Source organism: Enterobacter cloacae complex sp. AR_0002, from assembly GCF_001922365.1.
GTDB lineage: Bacteria > Pseudomonadota > Gammaproteobacteria > Enterobacterales > Enterobacteriaceae > Enterobacter > Enterobacter hormaechei_C.
Map to the genome: position 1 here is coordinate 1308404 of NZ_CP018814.1, position 19161 is coordinate 1327564.

Here is a 19161-nt window from a genome sequence, read left to right on the forward strand (position 1 = left end):
CACCCGGCACAAACCCATAAGGACTAGCGCATGATCCGGTCGTCAACGTAGTTACGTTTGTCCGGCGCGGGCGGGAAGTACTGGTACAGCCAGGTCTCGCTGATGGCATCGCCCTGACAGCGCAGGAACAGGCGCATATCCACCGGCTCGGTGGAGTCAGAGGTTGGATACCAGTCAAATAGAATGCGATACCCGTCGAACGGTTCGACATAGAGGATCTCCACCTGCTTCGCTTCACCGCTGGACAGGGTAATCACCGGCTCAATGCCCTTCGGTGCGGCGGCCTTCAGATCGCCCCCGACGAAGTCAATGGCAAAGCGACGGGCCCACACTTTCGGGTAATTTTCACCCGGCGCCCAGCCCTCCGGGAAGCCGCCCATACCGGTACGGGTAGCGTAGACGTTTGCCAGCGGGGAACGCACCGGCGGCTGCGCGCTCCAGTAGAGACGGTATTTGAAGTCCAGCTCATCACCCGCCTGCACCGGTTTCTCCGGCTGCCAGAAGCAGACCACGTTATCGAGCGTCTCGCCGGTTGTCGGGATCTCCATCAGGGCAATAGAACCTTTCCCCCAGTTGTTGCGCGGCTCGACCCACAGGCTTGGTCGCTTGTTATACCAGCCCATGACGTCCTGGTAATGGGAGAAGTCACGGTCAAGCTGTAACAAACCAAAGCCTTTCGGGTTTTTATCCAGGTAGGCGTTGAATTGCAGCTTTTGCGGGTTGTTCAGCGGTCGGCAGATCCACTCCCCGTTACCGCGCCACATCGCCAGGCGGTCTGAATCATGGATCTGCGGATGTATGGTGTCGCACATGCGGCGTTCGTTGTTGCCGCAGCTGAACATGCTGGTCATTGGTGCGATGCCGAGCTGCTTGATGTCTTTGCGCGCATAGAGATGGTTTTCGACGTCCATGATCACCTGACTCTTCTCACAGTGGATCACAAACTTATAGGCACCGGTAATGCTCGGGCTGTCCAGCAGCGCATAGACGGTAAAGGTGGTATCACCCGGCTTAACGGTTTCAAACCAGAAGGAGGTGAAATCCGGGAACTCTTCCGGGGTGTCGGTAAAGGTATCCACCGCCAGCCCGCGCGCGGAAAGGCCGTACTGGTAGGTATCATCCACTGCGCGGAAGTAGCTCGCGCCCAGGAACGAAACGATATCGCGTCGCGCCAGTTCCGGCGCTTTAAAGACGCGGAATCCGGCGAAGCCGAGGTCACTCTGCCCTTCAAGCTGTTTGGTATCCACGCCCGTATCGCCATAGCTGAACAGCTCAGGCCGGAAGTGGATCTCACGCGCCTGAGAGGTGGTTTGATCCAGCGAGAACATGCGCACGCGGCGGCGGAATCCCATCCCCATATGGAAGAACTGGGCGTCCAGCTGACGGCCTTCAATGTTATTCCACAGCGACTGCTTCTCATCGTAACGGATGGCGTTGTACGCCTGCGGCGTCATGGTGGCCAGCGTTTCCGGCAGCGGACGCGGCGCACCGCCCCACGGGGTTTTCGCCAGATCGTGCGCCATGGATTGCAGAACAGAGAAATCAAAGCGACGGCTCTGACCGTCGGCAATGTCGGAGTCAGCAGCATACGCCGCCTGGGAAAACAGAGATGCAAGGCCAGAAGTGCCGCTCAGGGCAGCCATTGCCAGGGAACCTTTGAGAAAACGTCTGCGATTCATGCCTGAGAAAACGTCCTTATGGTCGTGTGAATGAGTTTCGCGCGCAGCGAAATGACGGCAAGAAAGAACGCACAGCCTAAACAAAAACGGTTAAGAATCCAATTGTTGGCGGGTGATTATCTGAACAAACCGAGAAATATTTTCTGTCGACCAGAACGGCCTGAAAAAGGGGTAAAGTTATGTATAAAAATGCCCCGGCTGGACATCGACAGCCGGGACCAACGAGGCGGTTATTTTACGCTGACATCGATACCCGGGAAGTACTTATCAGCCAGTTTAGCGATCGTGCCGTCGGCACGTACTTTATCAATTGCGGCATCAAGCTGCTTTTTGGTGGCCTCATCCCCTTTACGCAGCCCAAAGCCGATCCCACTGCCGAGGATGGTGTCGTCCGACACCGGTTTGCCGATAAAGCCAAACCCTTTACCCTGCGGCTTACTGAGGAAACCTGCCTGCCCGGCCGCTGACATGACCAGCGAGGCATCAATGCGGCCATTCAGCAGATCTCCCCAGGCCATATTCTGATCTTTATAAGACACCACGGTGACACCGTGCTTTTCCCAGTGCTCTTTGGCGTAAGTTTCCTGAATTGAACCCTGGAGAACGCCGATGGTTTTGCCCTTCAGCCCTTCGGGGGTAGCCTCTACCGCAGAACCGGCTTTGCCCACCAGCTGGGAGGGAATGCGATAGATGGGCTGGGTGAAATCAATGCTTTTGCGACGCTGCTCGGTGATGTTCATCGCCGAGTTTATGGCGTCGAACTTTTTCGCCACCAGACCGGGGATCAGCGCATCAAACGAGGTTTCAACCCAGCTGCACTTCAGCGCGGCGGCTTTACAGATGGCATTTCCCAGCTCTACATCAAACCCTTCCAGCTCCCCTGACGCATTGCGGCTTTCAAACGGTGGATATTCCGCTTCCAGCCCGTATCGCAACTCGGTGGCGGCAAACGACGAGAATGAACACAACAGTCCCATGCCGACAACTAACGCGCGTAATTTCATCTCAAATTCCTTAACGTGGTGTAACCCGACAAAGGGCCTGGGCACCTGCCCGTAACGTCGCCTCATCTTTCGCAAAAGAGAGACGGATTAACTTATTGTCCGTGCCATCGGCATAAAACGCCGACAGCGGAATGGTGGCAACCCCGTACTCGACAATCAGCCTTTTCACCATCTCGCTGTCGCGCTCGTCGCTAAAGCCGCTGTAATCCGCCAGCAGGAAGAACGAACCGGCACTTGGTAGCAGCCTGAACGGTGAGTCGGCGAGCAAACTTTGCAGCAGATCGCGCTTGCGCTGATAAAACGCCGCCAGCGACAGCCAGGTTTGCGGATCGGTCATGTGTTCGGCAAACGCGTACTGCATCGGCGTATCGGCCGAGAACATTAAAAATTGATGGACTTTACATATCTCATCCATCAGTTCCGCGGGTGCCACACAATAACCCACGCGCCAGCCGGTGACGTGATAGGTTTTTCCGAAAGAAGAAATAATCACGCTGCGCTCCGCCAGCTGCGGGTGCGTCGCCATTCCGTGGTGCGGTTCGCCATCAAAAACGACGTGCTCGTACACTTCGTCAGACAAAATGATGATGTCGGTGTGGCGCGTCAGCGCTGCCAGCTGGTGCAGATCGGCGGCTGAAAACACCTGTCCGCTCGGGTTGTGCGGCGTATTGACGATGATCATCCGCGTGCGTGGGGTTATAGCCGCCCGTACTTCATCCCAGTTCACGGCAAAATACGGTACCGTCAGTTTAATGGCAATCGGCGTCGCTCCTTGCAGACGGACAATCGGCGCATAGCTGTCAAAGGAGGGCTCGAAATAGATCACCTCGTCTCCAGGATGAACCAGCCCGCTGATGGCTGAGTAAAGCCCTTCGCTGGCGCTGGCGGTCACCAGCACCTCACTCGCCGGGTCATAGTGTGTGCCATAGAGCGTGGCAATTTTGTCCGCGATGCGCTCTCTGAGCGGTTGCAGACCGGTCATGGAGGCGTACTGGTTATACCCTGCCTCCATGGCGCGGGTCACGCCGGAGATAAGTTTTGGGTCGCAGGAAAAATTCGGCGCACCCTGAGAAAGGTTGATGGCGTTATGCCGGGCTGAAAGCTGGCCGATAACGGTAAAAATGGTGGTTCCCACATCGGGCAATTTGGATCGTGTCTGCACCGGCGTTTTCAAAGTCATCCTCTGTCCCTTCTCGTGGTGAATGCATAACTATTCAAACAACAACTTCATTGTCGGGACAATCGAATTGTTGTCATAATAGCCATGACAAAAATGCATAGCTAAGGTGAGATATGTCGCGTCGTTCATTTCCGCTTAATGCCGTAGAGACGTTTATCGTGACCGCGCGTCACCTGAATCTTACCCATGCCGCGAAGGAGCTTTGTCTGACGCAGGGGGCGGTAAGCCGTAAAATCGCCTCGCTGGAAAGCTGGTTCGGCTTCCCGCTGTTCGAGCGCCATGCGCGCGGCCTGCGTCTCTCCTCACAGGGAAGCGCCCTGCTGCCGGAGCTGCAATCTGCCTTTGAGCACCTGCTGAACGTTGCTGAACAGGCGCGAACGCACCAGACCGTAATTCGGCTGAAAGCGCCGACCTGCGCGATGCGCTGGCTGGTGCCGCGTCTGCTACAGGTGGAGCGCGAACAGCCGGAACTCCAGATTGCGCTGACCACCACCACCGATCATAACGTCAATTTCAAAACCGAATCCTGTGACGCGGCGATTGTGTTTGGGACGCACATGAGCGCCGGCGATCTGCTGTTCGAAGAGGCCTTAACCCCGGTGATGAGCCCGCTACGGGCCGGCTCTGCGCTGGAAGCACTCACCTTCCTTCACCCCACGCGGGACAAAACGGACTGGACGCTGTGGCTGGCGAAACAGCCGGGTCCGCCGCCAGCTATGCTCAAAAATCAACACTTCGAAACCATGGATCTCGCCATTACCGCCGCCATTCAGGGACTGGGCATCGCCATCGCGGATGAAACGCTGGTGGAGGAGGACGTGCGCGCCGGACGGCTGATGCGCCCTTTTGACACGAGCATAAAAACGGGGGCGAGCTACCGGCTGGTATTACGCGACGCACCCGGCCCTGAAAACGGGCTGGATGCGTTTCGCGCCTGTCTGCTCAGTCGAGGCTGACGTGGTGTTTCATCACCCGTTTGAAGAGGCTCATACGGGCACGCATGAAGCGGTTTTCAAGCCGAAAACCTGCATGTTTATTCACACCAATACGTAACAGCACGTCCCGCCCTTTCCGGCAGGCGGGCCAGCGCGTGGGCCCTGCCAGGCTATCGCGTGCCCCCGCATCCCGGGCGAAGCTCACCCAGTAGTCCGCCACCTGAGCGGCAAAGGCCAGATCGCGTTCATTCACATACTGCCGCGAAGGTTCCACCTGTCCAAGGGTATCGAAGACGTAGGGCACTTCGTTGCCGTGCCAGGCGCCGTTGATGTACGTCGCGTGCTCCGCTTCGGCCACATAATCAAACCAGTATCGCCAGCACATGCCGCCCGCCCGTTGCTGGGCCTGCATTACCACGTATCCCATGGTGGTAAAGGCCATGTCGCGGCATACCTGCCTGCCAAGTTCCTCATCGCCCTTCACGCCAGGATAAAGCAGCTTAATTAGCCCCAGGCCAAAGCGCCGCTCACGGCGAAGCTTCTGGATCTGGCCGGCCAGATCGACCCCGAATACCGACATCACGCTGGCTTCGTCGCTGTTTGACCCAATCATCACCGGTACAGGATGCTGACGGGCCGCGAAAAAGACGTCGAGCATGGCCTCAGGCAAAACGCAATCCCCCACGATGGGCGCAGGGGCGATATTCAGCGGCGAGGTCAGCGGCCAGAACGCCTCAGGCGGGATCGCGCGAAGCTGTTCCGCGGTAGCATTGTGCAGGCCGAAATGGGCGGCAATCGCTTCGCCTTTATGCATGGCCTGCTCGCGCGGGGTGTCGGGCAGCGTGTACCCGCTTTGCACAATGGCTTTATGGAACAGTCCTCCCGCAAGCGGGGAAGCCATCAGCGACAGCACGCTGCGCGCACCGGCCGACTCGCCAAATACGGTGATGTTCTCAGGATCGCCGCCGAACGCGGCAATGTTATCGCGCACCCATTCCAGGGCCTGGATCTGATCGAGCAGTGCAAAGTTATGCACCACGCGCTCTTCCTCCCCCTCCAGCGCCGGATGGGCAAAAAAGCCGAGGTGGCCGAGACGGTAATTGATCGTCACCACCACCGTGCCACGCTTCGCCAGCGCCCTGCCGTTATACGGAGGCAGCCCGCCAGCGCCGAGGGTAAATCCTCCGCCGTGCAGCCAGACCATCACCGGAAGCGGAGCGGCGCGAGCCACTGGCGACCAGACGTTAAGATACAGGCAGTCTTCAGAGAACTGGCCGGGGTCGCCGCCGCCCAGCTCCTGGCAGCTTTCGCTGCTCTGCCAGCTGGAGGCGGAGAACGCCGTCGCCGGACGCACGCCATCCCAGCGTGCAGGGGGACGCGGGGAGCGCCAGCGCCACGGGCCAACAGGGGGTGCCGCATAGGGAATGCCACACCACACATGGGTATCGCCTTCAGTAAAACCAATCAGTGCGCCCTGGCGCGTTTCAACCACAGGGGCGGAGGGATTTTCCATACCAACCTTCTTTTTCCATCACACCCTCGCAGAGTAACGGTTTCAGAGCAAACCGCAACGCTGTTTGCTGCGCGCTTCCGCCTCCTCGTAAAGCGAAAACTCGTCGTACACCGCACAGCCGAGCGCGGCTTCGAAGGCATTGCGGCTGGCATTGCCGTGGCTGCGCGCCTGCGTTTCATTGCCAAGATTCGACTGGAAGATCCCCGCCGCGCTGACGGGCAGAAAATCCTCGTAGGTGATGGGCTGTGCCACAACCCAGCCGCGCTCGATCAGCGGCTGCGGATCGTCGCCGGGACGAAAAGCGTGGCGATGCGCCTCACCTGTCGGGGTCAGACGGTAGCGGAAATAAGCCAGCCCCTGACGGCGCAGGAACATTTCACTGTCCGGGAAGGCGCTGAAGATCTCGCGCAGGTGAAGCTGGTGGGTCAGGTTGTCTTTGCCGGTCCCGGCCTGGTTTAACAGGCTGTCGTACAGCTCGCGCCCTTTCGGCGTAAGCGCCACGCCGCGCTGCTCAATCTCACCGAAACGCGCGGTATGGGTGCCCTTGTGTTCCCCCGCGAACAGCACCGGCTCCTCCAGCGCCTTAAAGCTGGTCTGACGCAGGAGGATCGGCACCTCGCGGCGCGGCGGGCCTTCAATCAGGATTTTCGGCTCGATGCCGTACTTCGGCATTAGCTCCTGCACCCGGTCGATATCCAGCGTGCGCGGCGTGAGATGGTTGATGTGGCACCCCGGGAAACAGACCACGTCGGCAATCAGGCGATGTTCGTTGCTCAGCGCCAGATAGGTTTCCTGATCGACCGTCGCATGGCGATGCCAGCGGAAGGTTTCTAAGGCTTCCTGCACAAATTCGCGCGCCTGTGCCTCGGTAAAGTGTCCCTGCGCATCATGCAGGTCGATCAGTTCCAGACAGCGCGGCGTAAAGATGTTGCGCCGGGAGAGGATCTCCGCCGCCCTTTCGCGCAGCGCAACGTTTTCAATCAGCTCCAGGCGCAGCAGCGAGGTAAAAATGCGAAACGGATTACGGCAGAGCGCCGCATCGTCTGTCGGACGAAACGCCGTCGAGTGGACGGGCACGCCCGCCTGGGAGAGATCGTAGTAGCTGACCGGGTACATGCCCATAATGGCGAAGATCCGGCGCAGGGTGGAAAGCTCCTGCGCGGTGCCAACGCGGATCGCACCGTGACGTTCAACATTCAGGCGCGCCAGTTCGTCTGCGTTCGCCAGTTGTTCATGTAAAAGTGGGTTATTTTCCAGAACCGCCAGGTTAACGTCCGCCACCAGTTCCAGCAAGGTGCCGTACTGCGGAACTTCCTGCTGGTACATCGCCGACATAGCCTGCGAAAAGTGTTCCCGAATATCATCAGCCGTGATGGTGTTCGCCATGATGTCATGCCTCCAGTGAATACTACCTGGAGTGTAGAGAAGCCCGTTCCTTTCGTTGGGAAGAATTTACGAATTGTGATCCAGGCAGACGAGTGGTCAAAGCGTGGGCATTTTCGAAAAACGGTTGTAACTCAAACAGATCAAATGTTAAAAATATTTTGCTATCAGGTTATCAAATTCAAACATCTTAACTTGTCACCCGCGTCGCTCTGTTTTTAACATCGCCTATGGAAAAAAATGGTCTGTTCAGTCAGCGCATACGCTTGCGCCATTTGCATACATTTGTGGCCGTCGCTCAACAGGGAACGCTGGGGCGAGCGGCTGAAACCCTTAACCTCAGTCAGCCTGCACTCTCCAAAACGCTGAACGAACTGGAACAGCTTACCGGAACCCGCCTGTTCGATCGCGGCCGTCTGGGGGCTCAGCTTACACTCGTGGGCGAACAGTTCCTGACGCATGCCGTTAAAGTTCTCGATGCCCTCAATACCGCCGGTCAGGCGTTAAACCGTAAAGAGGAGCCGGCCAGCGACATCGTGCGCGTGGGCGCGCTGCCAACGGCGGCGCTGGGCATACTGCCTGCGGCGATCGGCCAGTTCCACCGTCAGCAAAAGCACGCCACGCTTCAGGTCGCGACCATGAATAACACCATGCTGCTGGCGGGCCTGAAGTCAGGCGAGCTGGATCTGGGCATTGGGCGGATGTCCGATCCGGAACTGATGAGCGGCCTGAACTACGAGCTGCTGTTCCTGGAATCGCTGAAGCTGGTCGTGCGTCCGAATCATCCTCTGTTGCAGGACACCGTGACCCTGAGCCGTGTGATGGAGTGGCCGGTGGTGGTCTCACCAAAAGGAACCGTTCCGCGTCAGAATGCGGAAGCGTTGCTGCAAATGCAGGGCTGCACGCTGCCTTCCGGGTGTATTGAAACGCTCTCGGCGTCGCTGTCGCGCCAGCTTACGGTGGATTATGACTACGTATGGTTTGTGCCGTCCGGCGCGGTGAAGGACGATCTGCGACGCGGCGTGCTTACGGCGCTGCCGGTAACATCGCCCGGCGCGGGAGAACCGATTGGGATCCTGACGCGGGTAGAAGCCCCGCTCTCTGAAGGTGCCCAAACGCTGTTAAGCGCCATTCGTAAATCAATGCCTCTCTGACCATAAACGCAGAACCCGCCGCGAGGGCGGGTCTGTCTTACTCAGAACGTTTCCCAGTTATCACCTGAGACGACCGCCGCCGGGGTTAAAGGCGCGGGTTTCGCTGCGTTTGCAGCGGCTGTAGTCCGTCCTGCGTGCGCCCCGTTGAGACGAAACGCGCCAACGGCTTCCGTCAGACGTGCGCCCTGCTCCTCCAGCGAAGCCGCTGCCGCAGAAGCTTCTTCCACCAGCGAGGCATTCTGCTGCGTCACCTTATCCATCTCGGAAATCGCCTGGCTCACCTGAACGATGCCGCGGCTCTGCTCATCGGACGCCGCTGCAATCTCCAGCATGATATCGGTGACGCGTTTAACCGCCTCGACGATTTCATTCATGGTATTGCCCGCTGCAACCACCTCCCCGGAACCCTGATCGATAAGCGATACCGATTCATTAATCAGGCTTTCAATCTCTTTCGCCGCGTTTGCGCTGCGGCTTGCCAGGGTGCGAACTTCACTCGCCACGACCGCAAAGCCACGTCCCTGTTCACCCGCACGCGCCGCCTCGACCGCCGCGTTGAGCGCCAGAATATTGGTCTGGAACGCGATGCTGTTAATCACGGCGGTAATTTCAGAGATCTTCTTCGAGCTGGTGGAAATATTACCCATGGTTTTCACCACGCCGGAGACCATCTGCCCCCCGCGGCTGGCCTTCCCGGAGGCATCTTCTGCCAGTTTACTTGCATGATGCGCGTTATCGGCGTTCTGTTTCACCGTCGCGGTGAGCTGCTCCATGCTGGCCGCCGTCTGTTCAATCGCCGCCGCCTGCTGCTCAGTACGGGAAGAGAGATCGGTGTTACCCGCGGAGATCTCGCTGGTTCCCCGGTAGATCTCCTCCGCCCCTTGCCGCACGGTGCCTACGGTGGTCACCAGCGCGTGCTGCATCGTTTGCAGATCGCGCGTAAGGCGGCCAATTTCACTGCGCCCGGTCGGTTCGTCCGGCATGGTCAAATCGCCTTTCGCGATATTTTCGATACGCGTAGCGGCTCGCTGGAGCGGGTTTATCACCGTACGGCGCAGCACCACAAAAGTGATCACCGCCAGCGCCAGCGCCAGGCCAAACGCGCCGAACATAAACATCAGCCCCAGCCGGGTGCGGGTGTGAGCCTGCGCCGTCAGCGCGTTGGCGCGTTCGGTGCGGATTTTTATCGCCTTCAGCAGCACCGCGTTATAGGCATCGTCCAGCGGACGCGCGGTCTCATTTTCGTGGTTAATAATGGCTTCAAACATGCCGTTTTTGGCATATTTCAGCATCGGCTGCATACCGGCGATGTAGGCGTCATAGCGGGCTTTCAGATCGCCGTCCAGCGCTTCATCAGCCGGTGTGCGAATAGTGCGCTTCATATAGGCGGCAAATCCATCCTGCGACTGCCTGATGCGGGTCTCAGCCTCAGCGATGTTTTGTTTCATCGCCTCCATCTCCGCGATACGGCTCGCCGCCCCCGCGTGGATCATGTTGATACGGGCGGTGCGTAAATGGTTGGAACTGTTTGACAGCCCGGTGCGCACCTGGATTTCTGCCGTAACATCCTGCTGATCGTTATCGGCCTGGAGCAGGAAATAGCCTGCGAGACCCGAGCTCAATGCAAACAGGAGAATAATGCCACCGAGAATGGAGGAAAACAGCGGAACCAGCCGGATGTGATGCAAGAAACTCAGCTTATGCTGCGCCTGCATCGATGTTGTGTTGTCCATGACCGTCGACTCTCTTATAGGTAAGATGCGTAAAAACACGCCTGTAAAAGAGTCATCGGCACTGCGTAGAATTAGATTACGGTTAAAAGCGCCAGACAGGTCACACTTTAGAAAAGATCAGGGAAGAAATGCCAGCGGAAAAAACCGCTGGCAGAATAATCAGTTGTCGCCGAAATGGATAACGGTACGAATAGATTTTCCTTCGTGCATCAGATCGAAGGCTTCGTTGATCTGCTCCAGCGGCAGGCGGTGCGTAATGAACGGGTCGAGCTGAATTTTACCGACCATCGCATCTTCAACCATGCCCGGCAGCTGGGTACGGCCTTTCACGCCGCCAAATGCCGACCCGCGCCATACGCGCCCTGTCACCAGCTGGAAGGGACGGGTTTTGATCTCCTGACCCGCGCCGGCCACACCGATAATGATGCTCTCGCCCCAGCCTTTGTGGCAGCACTCAAGCGCTGAGCGCATCACATCGACGTTGCCGATACATTCGAAGCTGAAGTCCACGCCGCCGTCGGTCAGCTCAACGATCACCTCCTGAACCGGTTTGTCGTAGTCTTTCGGGTTGATGAAATCGGTCGCGCCCATCTCACCTGCGAGCTTAAATTTTTCCGGGTTGGTATCCACAGCAATGATGCGGCCAGCTTTCGCCTGTACCGCGCCCTGGATGACTGCCAGACCGATCCCGCCGAGGCCGAACACCGCCACGGTGTCACCCTCTTTCACTTTCGCCGTGTTATGCACCGCGCCGATACCGGTGGTGACACCGCAGCCGAGCAGACAGACTTTATCCAGCGGGGCCTGCGGATTCACTTTCGCCAGTGAGATCTCGGCGCACACCGTGTATTCGCTGAAGGTGCTGGTCCCCATGTAGTGATAAATGGGCTCGCCGTTATAGGAGAAACGGGTGGTGCCGTCCGGCATAAGACCTTTACCCTGCGTGGCGCGCACGGCCTGGCAGAGGTTAGTTTTGCCGGATTTGCAGAACTTACACTCACCGCACTCTGCGGTGTAGAGCGGGATCACATGGTCGCCGGGCTTAAGGCTGGTGACGCCTTCACCCACTTCCACCACCACACCGCCCCCTTCGTGGCCGAGCACCGCCGGGAATACGCCTTCCGGATCGTCACCAGACAGGGTAAACGCATCGGTATGGCAAACGCCGGTATGGGTAATTTTGATCAGCACTTCGCCTTTCTTAGGCGGAGCAACATCAATTTCAACGATTTTCAGCGGCTGGCCTGGGCCGAACGCGACAGCTGCGCGAGATTTCATGATGTCTTTCCCTTGTTGTGAGGTGTGTGGATTTATTTTAGATAAGAGCGCAGTAAATGGCCGACTTCCGCCATCCGCACAGCCCGCTGATCCGGGGTGGTCTCCCCCGTCACCAGCTCATCTTTGAGGTGAATTTCAACCATTTCCCCCATCAGGCCATTGGCAGCGCCGCGCACGGCGGCGATTTGCTGCAAAATGGCGAGACAGGGATCGCCCGATTCCAGGGCGCGTTCAAGGGCATCAACCTGGCCCCGAATGCGGCGGACGCGGGTCAGAATACGTTTTTTATCTTCGGGTGAATGCGGCATACGCCCTCCTGATACTATAGGGGGGTATTGTATCTGTTAATACGATTTTATGTAAACACGAAGTTTATTGTGGGTTTTAAGTAGAACCGTAGGTAATGTGAAAAATCAGCGAGTTAATATTAGTGACTCGCTGATATATCAGAAGTGGGCAATCAGGTGCGTCAGGAGCGAAAAGTAGGTATTGCTATAAAAAGCAGAATTTTTAGAATTCATGCTTCATAACATTTTTTCCACGTTGTCTAACCAGTCGGGAAGATGTTCTCTGTACCAGTTGAGATACAAGGGAAATGCACTCTTTTGCCGCATATGAAGCAGGACAATCACTTCCGTGACAATCCAGGCTTTGACAATAGCAATTTCTCTGGCCAGCTCCCTGATATTTTGATGGGAGGATAGCTGGCAATAGCGTCCTGCAAGGTCTATAAATTCTTGTTTTGTCCCCATTCCCCTTATGAGGGGAGCCAGGTCAATAGCAGGACTCCCTTTGCCAAACCTTTCCCAGTCAAAAAGAACTAAATTACCGCTTTCTCTTCTTCCCCAGTTGCCTGCATTGCTGTCGCCTGAAACCAGGCTTTGGCAGGCGAATAACGCATTACTATTCTGCTGAAATCGTCGAAGCTGCCGGGCATTTTTTTCAGGTAATGCCAAAAGCATGAGAGCGTTTTCAAGCGCTGTTTCTGTCCACGTATACGTATGATAGAGCCATTCAGAATTTGCAGGATAGCGATGCAGGCGCCCCAGCATAGCTATGGCATAATCGTTTGCCACAGCGGTCTGATCAACCTTATAAGGAATATACTCCAGTCTTAACTTGCGTAAGGTGGCATCAGCAGACAAAAGCGTTGGCGTAGCAATCCCTGCCTGATTAAGCTCTGTTGCCGCGTAGAGATAAAAGGCCCACTCAACATCGCTGACAGGCCACTTTTCTATAACTATCTGATTGCAATCACTGGTATTCAGCACCACTTTGGCAGTGCCCATTTTGGATAAATCCATTGCAGCCATGCACTGTCCCTTAAAAATTAACGTGTTGGTTGTTCTTGTTATTGAGTGTAATGCAAGTGTGCTACAGATGAAGTCATACATCATCATTCTTTCTTAAAAATCCTACTTTAAAAGACTTGTGCAATCACACTAACCCCCACTAAAGAACGTAGGTATCATAAGAATACGAAAAAGAATAGACTAATGCTGTTGGATATATTTATCTTTGATAACATTTAGCCTGTAGTAAACAAAATAAGTCGGGTGCAGCATGTTCGGACAGAAAACATTGCTGAAACTGGTCCTGATCCGGTTTATCCAAAAGAATTTTTATACACTCTGATAAATATTACTATCACAATTGGGTTTTACATATTGAATTCGGATCACAACGCTTCATCATTAAGGAATGACTAAGTATGAAAAGAATTGTTCTCGCCTCTTTGGTTTTATCTTTTTCGTTATCAGCTATCGCTAATCAATTAAGCATTGATGACCAAATTAATAATGCTTGTGCTAAGGCCTTAAGCGGTGATAAAGAACCTTTGGGTAACTTCCCACCAGATAGTTTTGCTGCAACAGTCAGTCCGAAAGTTAAAGAAGCTTACAACGAAGTTTTAAAATCTCGTTCTTCTATTGTAAACGACCTGAGTTTACAGAATGCAACCAGTTGCGCCAACCTGGTTAGAGATAAACTGAAATCAAAAGGTGAGTACAAAGAAGAAAAATAATTCCCAGGGTGGAGAAACAGCATTTTTGTGGAACTGAACGCTTTCTCAATCAGAGTATGTTCTTAAGAAAACATCGACAAGATAGTTCCGCAGCTGTGTTTTCCACCTCTCGCTGGTCCCTCAATACCCTGACATCCCGTTGCCTGATGGCACCCTCCGCAATGACATCGCCCCGCCTAAACAGCACAGACGTTGTTGACGATATTTACGCTTTCGTCTCGTCGTGACCAACCCTATTTAGCTCGAAATGTTAAAAATCCGCACCTATATGGCACAATGTGGACAGAAATAACATTCTCGTCACCTAACATACTCGCTACAAACAAAATGGTGGTGTTAATGATTGTACTAAAGAGCTTTTTATTCTTCGTTGGCGCAGCGGCCGCTTGCGCACTTATTGTACTTTGTCTTTGGGTAGATATGCGGTTTGTCGGCCATGATATTCCGGAATTATCACTGACCGAAATTATGCAGGAAACGGTATTAGCGACTATTGTCTTTCTCCATTTTCGTCTGGCGAAAATGTACGAATCCATGCGTTACTGTAATATTCTGGTGGGCGGATTTTTCCTGACAATGCTAATTCGTGAACTGGACGCGCTTTTTGATCTCATTTCTCATGGGAGTTGGGTGTGGTTCGCGCTGATTGCCGCTCTGCTGGCGTTAATTCGCCCCGTTATGCATTTTCGCGCTACCCTGGAACAGCTGGCAAAATATACCCAATCCCCCTGGTACGGTATTCTGTTGAGCGGCCTGCTGGCTGTACTGGTCTTCTCCCGCCTCTTTGGAATGCAGGTGCTGTGGCACGCCATCCTGGAGCATGGCTATATGCGTGTCGTGAAAAACGCCGTGGAGGAAGGTTCGGAATCGTTCGGTTATATGCTGTGCCTGGCCGCATCCCTTGGTTATTACGTTACCTTTCCCGCTCACGCACGACAAAAATAATCTCTTCGCACTGCGTAGAGAGACGGCGAGGGAAATAGTGATCAACAACATCCTAAGGACGTTAGGGTTGTCATGTAAGAAAGACATATCCTAAAAAGGGGCAATCAGGCGTCGATTTCAGCGAATTCTCGCTCACGCCTGAAATCAGCGTCTATCCTTAGACTATCAACAAAAGGAGGCTGGAATGTCTGATTTCGACACTGATAAAAATGCACAATACGCTGGCGATAAAGCCAAAAACAAACTTGATGAATTATCCGGCTCTGCGCAGCAGCAGTTTGGTGAATTCGTTGACTCCCCTAAACACCAGGTGAAAGGTGCAGCGAAAAAATATGCTGCCCAGGCCAGTGATGCCGTCTCGGATGTTACTGAAGCCGTCAGAAATAACCCGTTAACGGGCTTAATCGCTGCGGGTGCGGTAGGTATCGTTCTGGGACTTCTGCTGGGACGTAAATAATTTCAGGCCCTCCGGGGCCTTTTCTTTTCCCCCTCTTTCCTTCTCTCCCCCCTAATTTTGATAGTTCTCCTGTTAAAAGCCCGATCCATACGAAAAAGTTGTACAATTTTGATGTACAGATTTGACCATATAGTATAAATTCGATGCCAGTGATGTTACAAAATTGTTTGTTAACGGTGGAAAATTATGCGTCGCAACCATGCTCCCTCTACAGCAGAAAGCGCTATAACCTTGTATTTTAACAAGGATAACGTCCCAACACAGCAGGAAACCCTTGGTGCCATCGTCAGTGAGATCATCAAAGAAAATGTACAACTGAGCAGAATGACAATTTGTACAAAGCTGTTGCGCAGAATTGAAGAATCCACGTCTGACGTTGAGAAAGCGCACTACAACGGTTTGATAGCCCTCTTCTTCGAGCGTTAACCTGAACACTGTTTTTTAACTTACTAAGTTAGTCATGCTGAGTGAGAATAGAGCTTCTGAATGCGATGACTAACCCCATGCTACAGCCTGCCGCGTGTAGCAGAGTGAGATTGAAGGTATGCATAGAACTAAATTTGAACGACTTAAGGATGACCTTATCGGTGAGGCCGTATTATCCATACTGAAAGAGAACGGACCTATTACCTTTGTGTCTCTTGCTAATCGCCTGCGGGCGATGGCTAACGTTGAATCAAATGATGAACGTAAAAATGCATTGATTGCCGCTGAAGATGAAGTGCGCCAGCGTGTAACCGGCGTCTCGCACGACCGGGGAAGAGTGATGGGCAATTATGACATGGGTCGCATGCGATCTCTCTTTACTCACAACACGCTTTTGACCCCAGACAAGAAACACTAATTTTAACCGAAACGGTGACCACCATGAGTAAAGCGATTATGCAGCAGACGTATAATTTTGAAGCCTTGCACGATAAAGGACTGGCGGAACATTTTCTTAATGCAGGAAAACATCTCAGTGGTGAGGTTGAAGTGTTGGGCTCGGCAATACGCTGTATTATGCTGACCGGTGACAATCTCTCTAATAAAGAGATTATCCTGCAACTGATTCACGCCCTCGAAATTACCGAGGAGCCCGAAGCCTGCGATGTCATTCGAAATACGCTTGAAATTGTTGTCGGTTTTACGCGCGATGATATCTGATAACAGATTATTGCGCTGGTGAGTAACTGTTTTTGCTGGTGGTAGAAAAGTTTCTCTGTCGTACCACCAGCATAGTGAACCCATTAACTAAATAGCCGTACCATTCGATCAAGCTCTTCTTCTTTAACCGCCCGGGAAAGATAATATCCCTGAAAGCGTTTAACACCTAACGCGACAAGTTTTTCAAATTTTTCTTCGCTATCGACGCCTTCCGCAACGCATTCCCTTCCCGTCATGTCGCTGTATATCTGTATCGCTTTAATAATGCTATAGTCATTGTCGTTAGCAACAAAGTGCTCAACTATATCGCGGTCAAGCTTCAATCCGTCAACATTAATCTGTCGGATGGGTAACATAGCGTAATCTCTGGAAAAGCAATCATCCAGAAACAGCCGACACCCCTCGGCGCGTAAACGCTGAAGAGTGACAGGAATATTTGGATCCTTTGTCACATCAATCGCTTCAGCTAATTCAAAGACAAGTTTCCCGGCCCACTGCGGCTTCAGTAACATCTCAACGGCTTTTTTCGCCATTCCCGGCAGCGCGTTCCCGGTAGCCAGTGGAGGCGGAATATTAACCGAAAAATAATATTTCCCATTGTATCTGTTGATACCTGACACGGCCGCGTGGATGACTAACGCCGTCAGCTTGAGCCATATTTCGCCATTTTTCACCCCACCCAGAAATTGGGCAGCCTTCAGAACCTGACCGTTTTTATGCCAGCGCAGCAGAATTTCAAAGCCTACTCCTTTTTTATCGCCATCGGTAATAATTTGATAAGCCGCAAAGATTTCCCGCTTATGTAACGCCTGCAAAATATCAATTTCCGCATCCGAAAACCCCTGCGGATTATTTTTTACTGCACAGACTTCATCTCTGAAAACACGTGCATCGCTAAACCACACCCTGATAAGATATAATTTATCCAACCCCACTTTTCTATGGGTATAAATGGTTTTATCTGACAACCCTAACCTCGCAGACTGCTCTTTTATCGAAATACCCCGATAAAAATTCAGCAATACGGTTAATTCGCGCTTTGTTAAACCATTCAGACTTTCTTTACCTTCTTTCTCGGGTCCATCACGCAATATGCGTGACGAATCGGTATGCACGTCATAAATGTTGTCTGCACAGTCCATTACGTCTGAAATATTCGCTATCCTGATCATCGATAACGATTTGGTATTATTAACGAGACTACACAACGTGGCATAAAGCCATCTCTCTGGTATTGCGCCATACAGCGTCACGCTACAAATAACCGGCAGCGCATTCAGCACCGATACCAACTGCTTCAGGCTTTCAAGAAAGGCAGCGACGTCGCGACCAAGAAAAACAGCAACTTCAGGTGGTTGATTTTGCATCATTTTATGAACATCACCTGAGCAAACTTCATCCTCTTCAAAATGGAGCCGCGTGGCGTTTACGCCACGTGACTTCAGAAGCAGGCTATACCCCTCGAAGGTGAAACCGCAGGCTGAAATAACAAACCGTTGCTTGTAGCACGTACCTTGTATAAAAGGTAAATTTTGAGACATAACCTGCTCCTGAGAATGCAAATAGTATTCCCATCTGTAATTAAAGCCAATACTCTTTGTCGCATTGAATAATTTTACCGCACCCTGTTTGGTTAATAAACCGTTATCAATGTTATGCACAGGAACATTTTTGCGTTAATCAACCGACTCATCCATATGCAGCATAAATATTACTTTCTTTTCATATAACGACAGTAAATATGCATTTCTCGAGGTATAATGAAAATTCCGAAAAAGAAGACCGGACACTTCATCTTATCGGCCCAGACAAAAAGAGAAAATGCTATGGATAATCACATCTCATCCAGGGCTTTGCTACATCGAAGGGATGTCATTAAAAACAACCCGCGATTTGGTGAAGCTATAACAGAACACTACAGAATTAATGATGTCATTTATAAAAAACAACCCTTGTTCTACAAAACGATGCTTCAGGAATCACGCTTCAACATAATATTGTCCATGTGTTGTTTTGTTTTTGGCAATCAGGCTGAGTCAGTTTCAGAGATTAAGGCGCTATGCACCCGTTACAATATCGCCAGCCCTAACAGTGTTATCGCGATCATTACCATACTTAAAACTACCGGGCGAATAAAGACCTGGCGCTGTAGTGAAGATCGCCGAAAAACAAAAATTGCGCCGACGGAAAAAGGACTCGATGAGCTTAAACGCTATATGTCCGGGGCGTTTACGCCTGTCAGCATTCTTTATCCGGCATTCAACATTAATGTTAACCTTCTCGACAATGACATTCTGAGGCACAACTTTTTCCGGCGCGCCGCAGAGTACCTTTTCCGCGGATTAACATTCAGGAAAGTGCTTCCGGAGGTGGGTTTATTTATTGATAAGGATGGTGGACGAATGATTATGCTCTATCTCTATTTGCAGGCCATTAAAAACAAAACAGCACACGGTGCCATAATAGCGTATTCAGCCAGCACGCTGGCAAAAGAATTTTTCGTCTCGCGTATTCACGTCAACCGCATTATCAAATCGGCGCAGGAGGCAGGTTATCTTAAAGATCGCGGCGATGGCCGGATGTCAATTTATCCGGCCTTTATCGAGCTTGTCGAAAATTATGCCGGATTATATTTTGCGTATGTCACACATTACATCAATGTGGTACCAAAAGAACGACGCCATGCTGTCAACATGACGCCTACACTCTGATCTGACGGGCGTTCGGTTTG

General features: G+C 53.0%; 19 protein-coding genes. 9 read left to right on the forward strand and 10 right to left on the reverse strand.

Annotated elements, in window-relative coordinates:
- Positions 1-23: 23 nt before the first annotated feature.
- The 3 genes from AM329_RS06500 to AM329_RS06510 form a co-directional block, all read right to left on the reverse strand.
- A complete protein-coding gene (locus AM329_RS06500; protein ID WP_032609161.1) occupies positions 24-1679 on the reverse strand; it encodes a glucan biosynthesis protein D in 1656 nt (551 codons plus the stop codon).
- Positions 1680-1909: 230 nt separating this feature from the next.
- Complete coding sequence (locus AM329_RS06505; RefSeq protein ID WP_003857237.1) at positions 1910-2683, reverse strand: ABC transporter substrate-binding protein; 774 nt, start codon at positions 2681-2683, stop codon at positions 1910-1912.
- A gap of 10 nt (positions 2684-2693) precedes the next feature.
- Positions 2694-3863 (reverse strand): pyridoxal phosphate-dependent aminotransferase, encoded by a 1170-nt coding sequence (locus AM329_RS06510; RefSeq protein ID WP_003857239.1) that lies wholly within the window; start codon positions 3861-3863, stop codon positions 2694-2696.
- A 113-nt stretch (positions 3864-3976) separates the two neighbouring features.
- Here AM329_RS06510 and AM329_RS06515 point away from each other — a divergent pair, with 113 nt between their 5' ends.
- Positions 3977-4819, forward strand: coding sequence for a LysR family transcriptional regulator (locus AM329_RS06515; RefSeq protein ID WP_022651173.1), 843 nt, complete (start codon positions 3977-3979; stop codon positions 4817-4819).
- On the opposite strand, the gene AM329_RS06520 is transcribed toward AM329_RS06515, so the two are convergent.
- Positions 4806-6311 (reverse strand): carboxylesterase/lipase family protein, encoded by a 1506-nt coding sequence (locus AM329_RS06520; protein ID WP_003857243.1) that lies wholly within the window; start codon positions 6309-6311, stop codon positions 4806-4808. The genes AM329_RS06515 and AM329_RS06520 overlap by 14 nt on opposite strands.
- A 42-nt stretch (positions 6312-6353) precedes the next feature.
- Entirely contained in the window at positions 6354-7697 is a 1344-nt protein-coding gene (locus tag AM329_RS06525; RefSeq protein WP_003857245.1) for a VOC family protein, read from the reverse strand.
- 227 nt (positions 7698-7924) lie between these two features.
- On the opposite strand from AM329_RS06525, the gene AM329_RS06530 reads away from it, so the two are divergent.
- Positions 7925-8848: a LysR substrate-binding domain-containing protein gene (locus AM329_RS06530; RefSeq protein ID WP_032609160.1), complete on the forward strand. Its 924-nt coding sequence runs from the start codon at positions 7925-7927 to the stop codon at positions 8846-8848.
- Between the two features lie 41 nt (positions 8849-8889).
- Here the strand turns inward: AM329_RS06530 and AM329_RS06535 are convergent, their stop codons facing one another.
- The 4 genes from AM329_RS06535 to AM329_RS06550 all read right to left on the reverse strand — a co-directional run bounded on the left by AM329_RS06535 (position 8890) and on the right by AM329_RS06550 (position 13172).
- Entirely contained in the window at positions 8890-10581 is a 1692-nt protein-coding gene (locus tag AM329_RS06535; RefSeq protein ID WP_023324628.1) for a methyl-accepting chemotaxis protein, read from the reverse strand.
- Between the two features lie 159 nt (positions 10582-10740).
- Complete coding sequence (locus AM329_RS06540; protein ID WP_003857251.1) at positions 10741-11859, reverse strand: S-(hydroxymethyl)glutathione dehydrogenase/class III alcohol dehydrogenase; 1119 nt, start codon at positions 11857-11859, stop codon at positions 10741-10743.
- Between the two features lie 32 nt (positions 11860-11891).
- Positions 11892-12167: a metal/formaldehyde-sensitive transcriptional repressor gene (locus AM329_RS06545; RefSeq protein WP_003857256.1), complete on the reverse strand. Its 276-nt coding sequence runs from the start codon at positions 12165-12167 to the stop codon at positions 11892-11894.
- A 216-nt stretch (positions 12168-12383) separates the two neighbouring features.
- Positions 12384-13172: a phosphotransferase family protein gene (locus tag AM329_RS06550; RefSeq protein WP_032609157.1), complete on the reverse strand. Its 789-nt coding sequence runs from the start codon at positions 13170-13172 to the stop codon at positions 12384-12386.
- 398 nt (positions 13173-13570) lie between these two features.
- On the opposite strand from AM329_RS06550, the gene AM329_RS06555 reads away from it, so the two are divergent.
- From AM329_RS06555 to AM329_RS06580, 6 genes are all read left to right on the forward strand, one after another.
- Entirely contained in the window at positions 13571-13882 is a 312-nt protein-coding gene (locus tag AM329_RS06555; RefSeq protein WP_003857260.1) for a hypothetical protein, read from the forward strand.
- Between the two features lie 339 nt (positions 13883-14221).
- Positions 14222-14827, forward strand: a complete 606-nt coding sequence (locus tag AM329_RS06560) for a hypothetical protein (protein WP_032609156.1) — start codon at positions 14222-14224, stop codon at positions 14825-14827.
- Between the two features lie 184 nt (positions 14828-15011).
- Positions 15012-15284: a YqjD family protein gene (locus AM329_RS06565; RefSeq protein WP_003857263.1), complete on the forward strand. Its 273-nt coding sequence runs from the start codon at positions 15012-15014 to the stop codon at positions 15282-15284.
- A gap of 186 nt (positions 15285-15470) precedes the next feature.
- Positions 15471-15710: a regulatory protein YcgZ gene (ycgZ, locus tag AM329_RS06570; protein ID WP_003857265.1), complete on the forward strand. Its 240-nt coding sequence runs from the start codon at positions 15471-15473 to the stop codon at positions 15708-15710.
- A gap of 118 nt (positions 15711-15828) precedes the next feature.
- On the forward strand, positions 15829-16128 hold the full coding sequence (locus tag AM329_RS06575) for a hypothetical protein (protein WP_003857266.1): 300 nt from the start codon (positions 15829-15831) through the stop codon (positions 16126-16128).
- Positions 16129-16151: 23 nt separating this feature from the next.
- Positions 16152-16430, forward strand: coding sequence for a biofilm development regulator YmgB/AriR family protein (locus tag AM329_RS06580; protein ID WP_044596271.1), 279 nt, complete (start codon positions 16152-16154; stop codon positions 16428-16430).
- A gap of 83 nt (positions 16431-16513) precedes the next feature.
- On the opposite strand, the gene AM329_RS06585 is transcribed toward AM329_RS06580, so the two are convergent.
- Entirely contained in the window at positions 16514-17971 is a 1458-nt protein-coding gene (locus AM329_RS06585) for an EAL domain-containing protein (RefSeq protein WP_032609154.1), read from the reverse strand.
- Between the two features lie 285 nt (positions 17972-18256).
- Here AM329_RS06585 and AM329_RS06590 point away from each other — a divergent pair, with 285 nt between their 5' ends.
- Positions 18257-19141, forward strand: a complete 885-nt coding sequence (locus AM329_RS06590; protein WP_032610223.1) for a hypothetical protein — start codon at positions 18257-18259, stop codon at positions 19139-19141.
- Positions 19142-19161 lie beyond the last annotated feature (20 nt).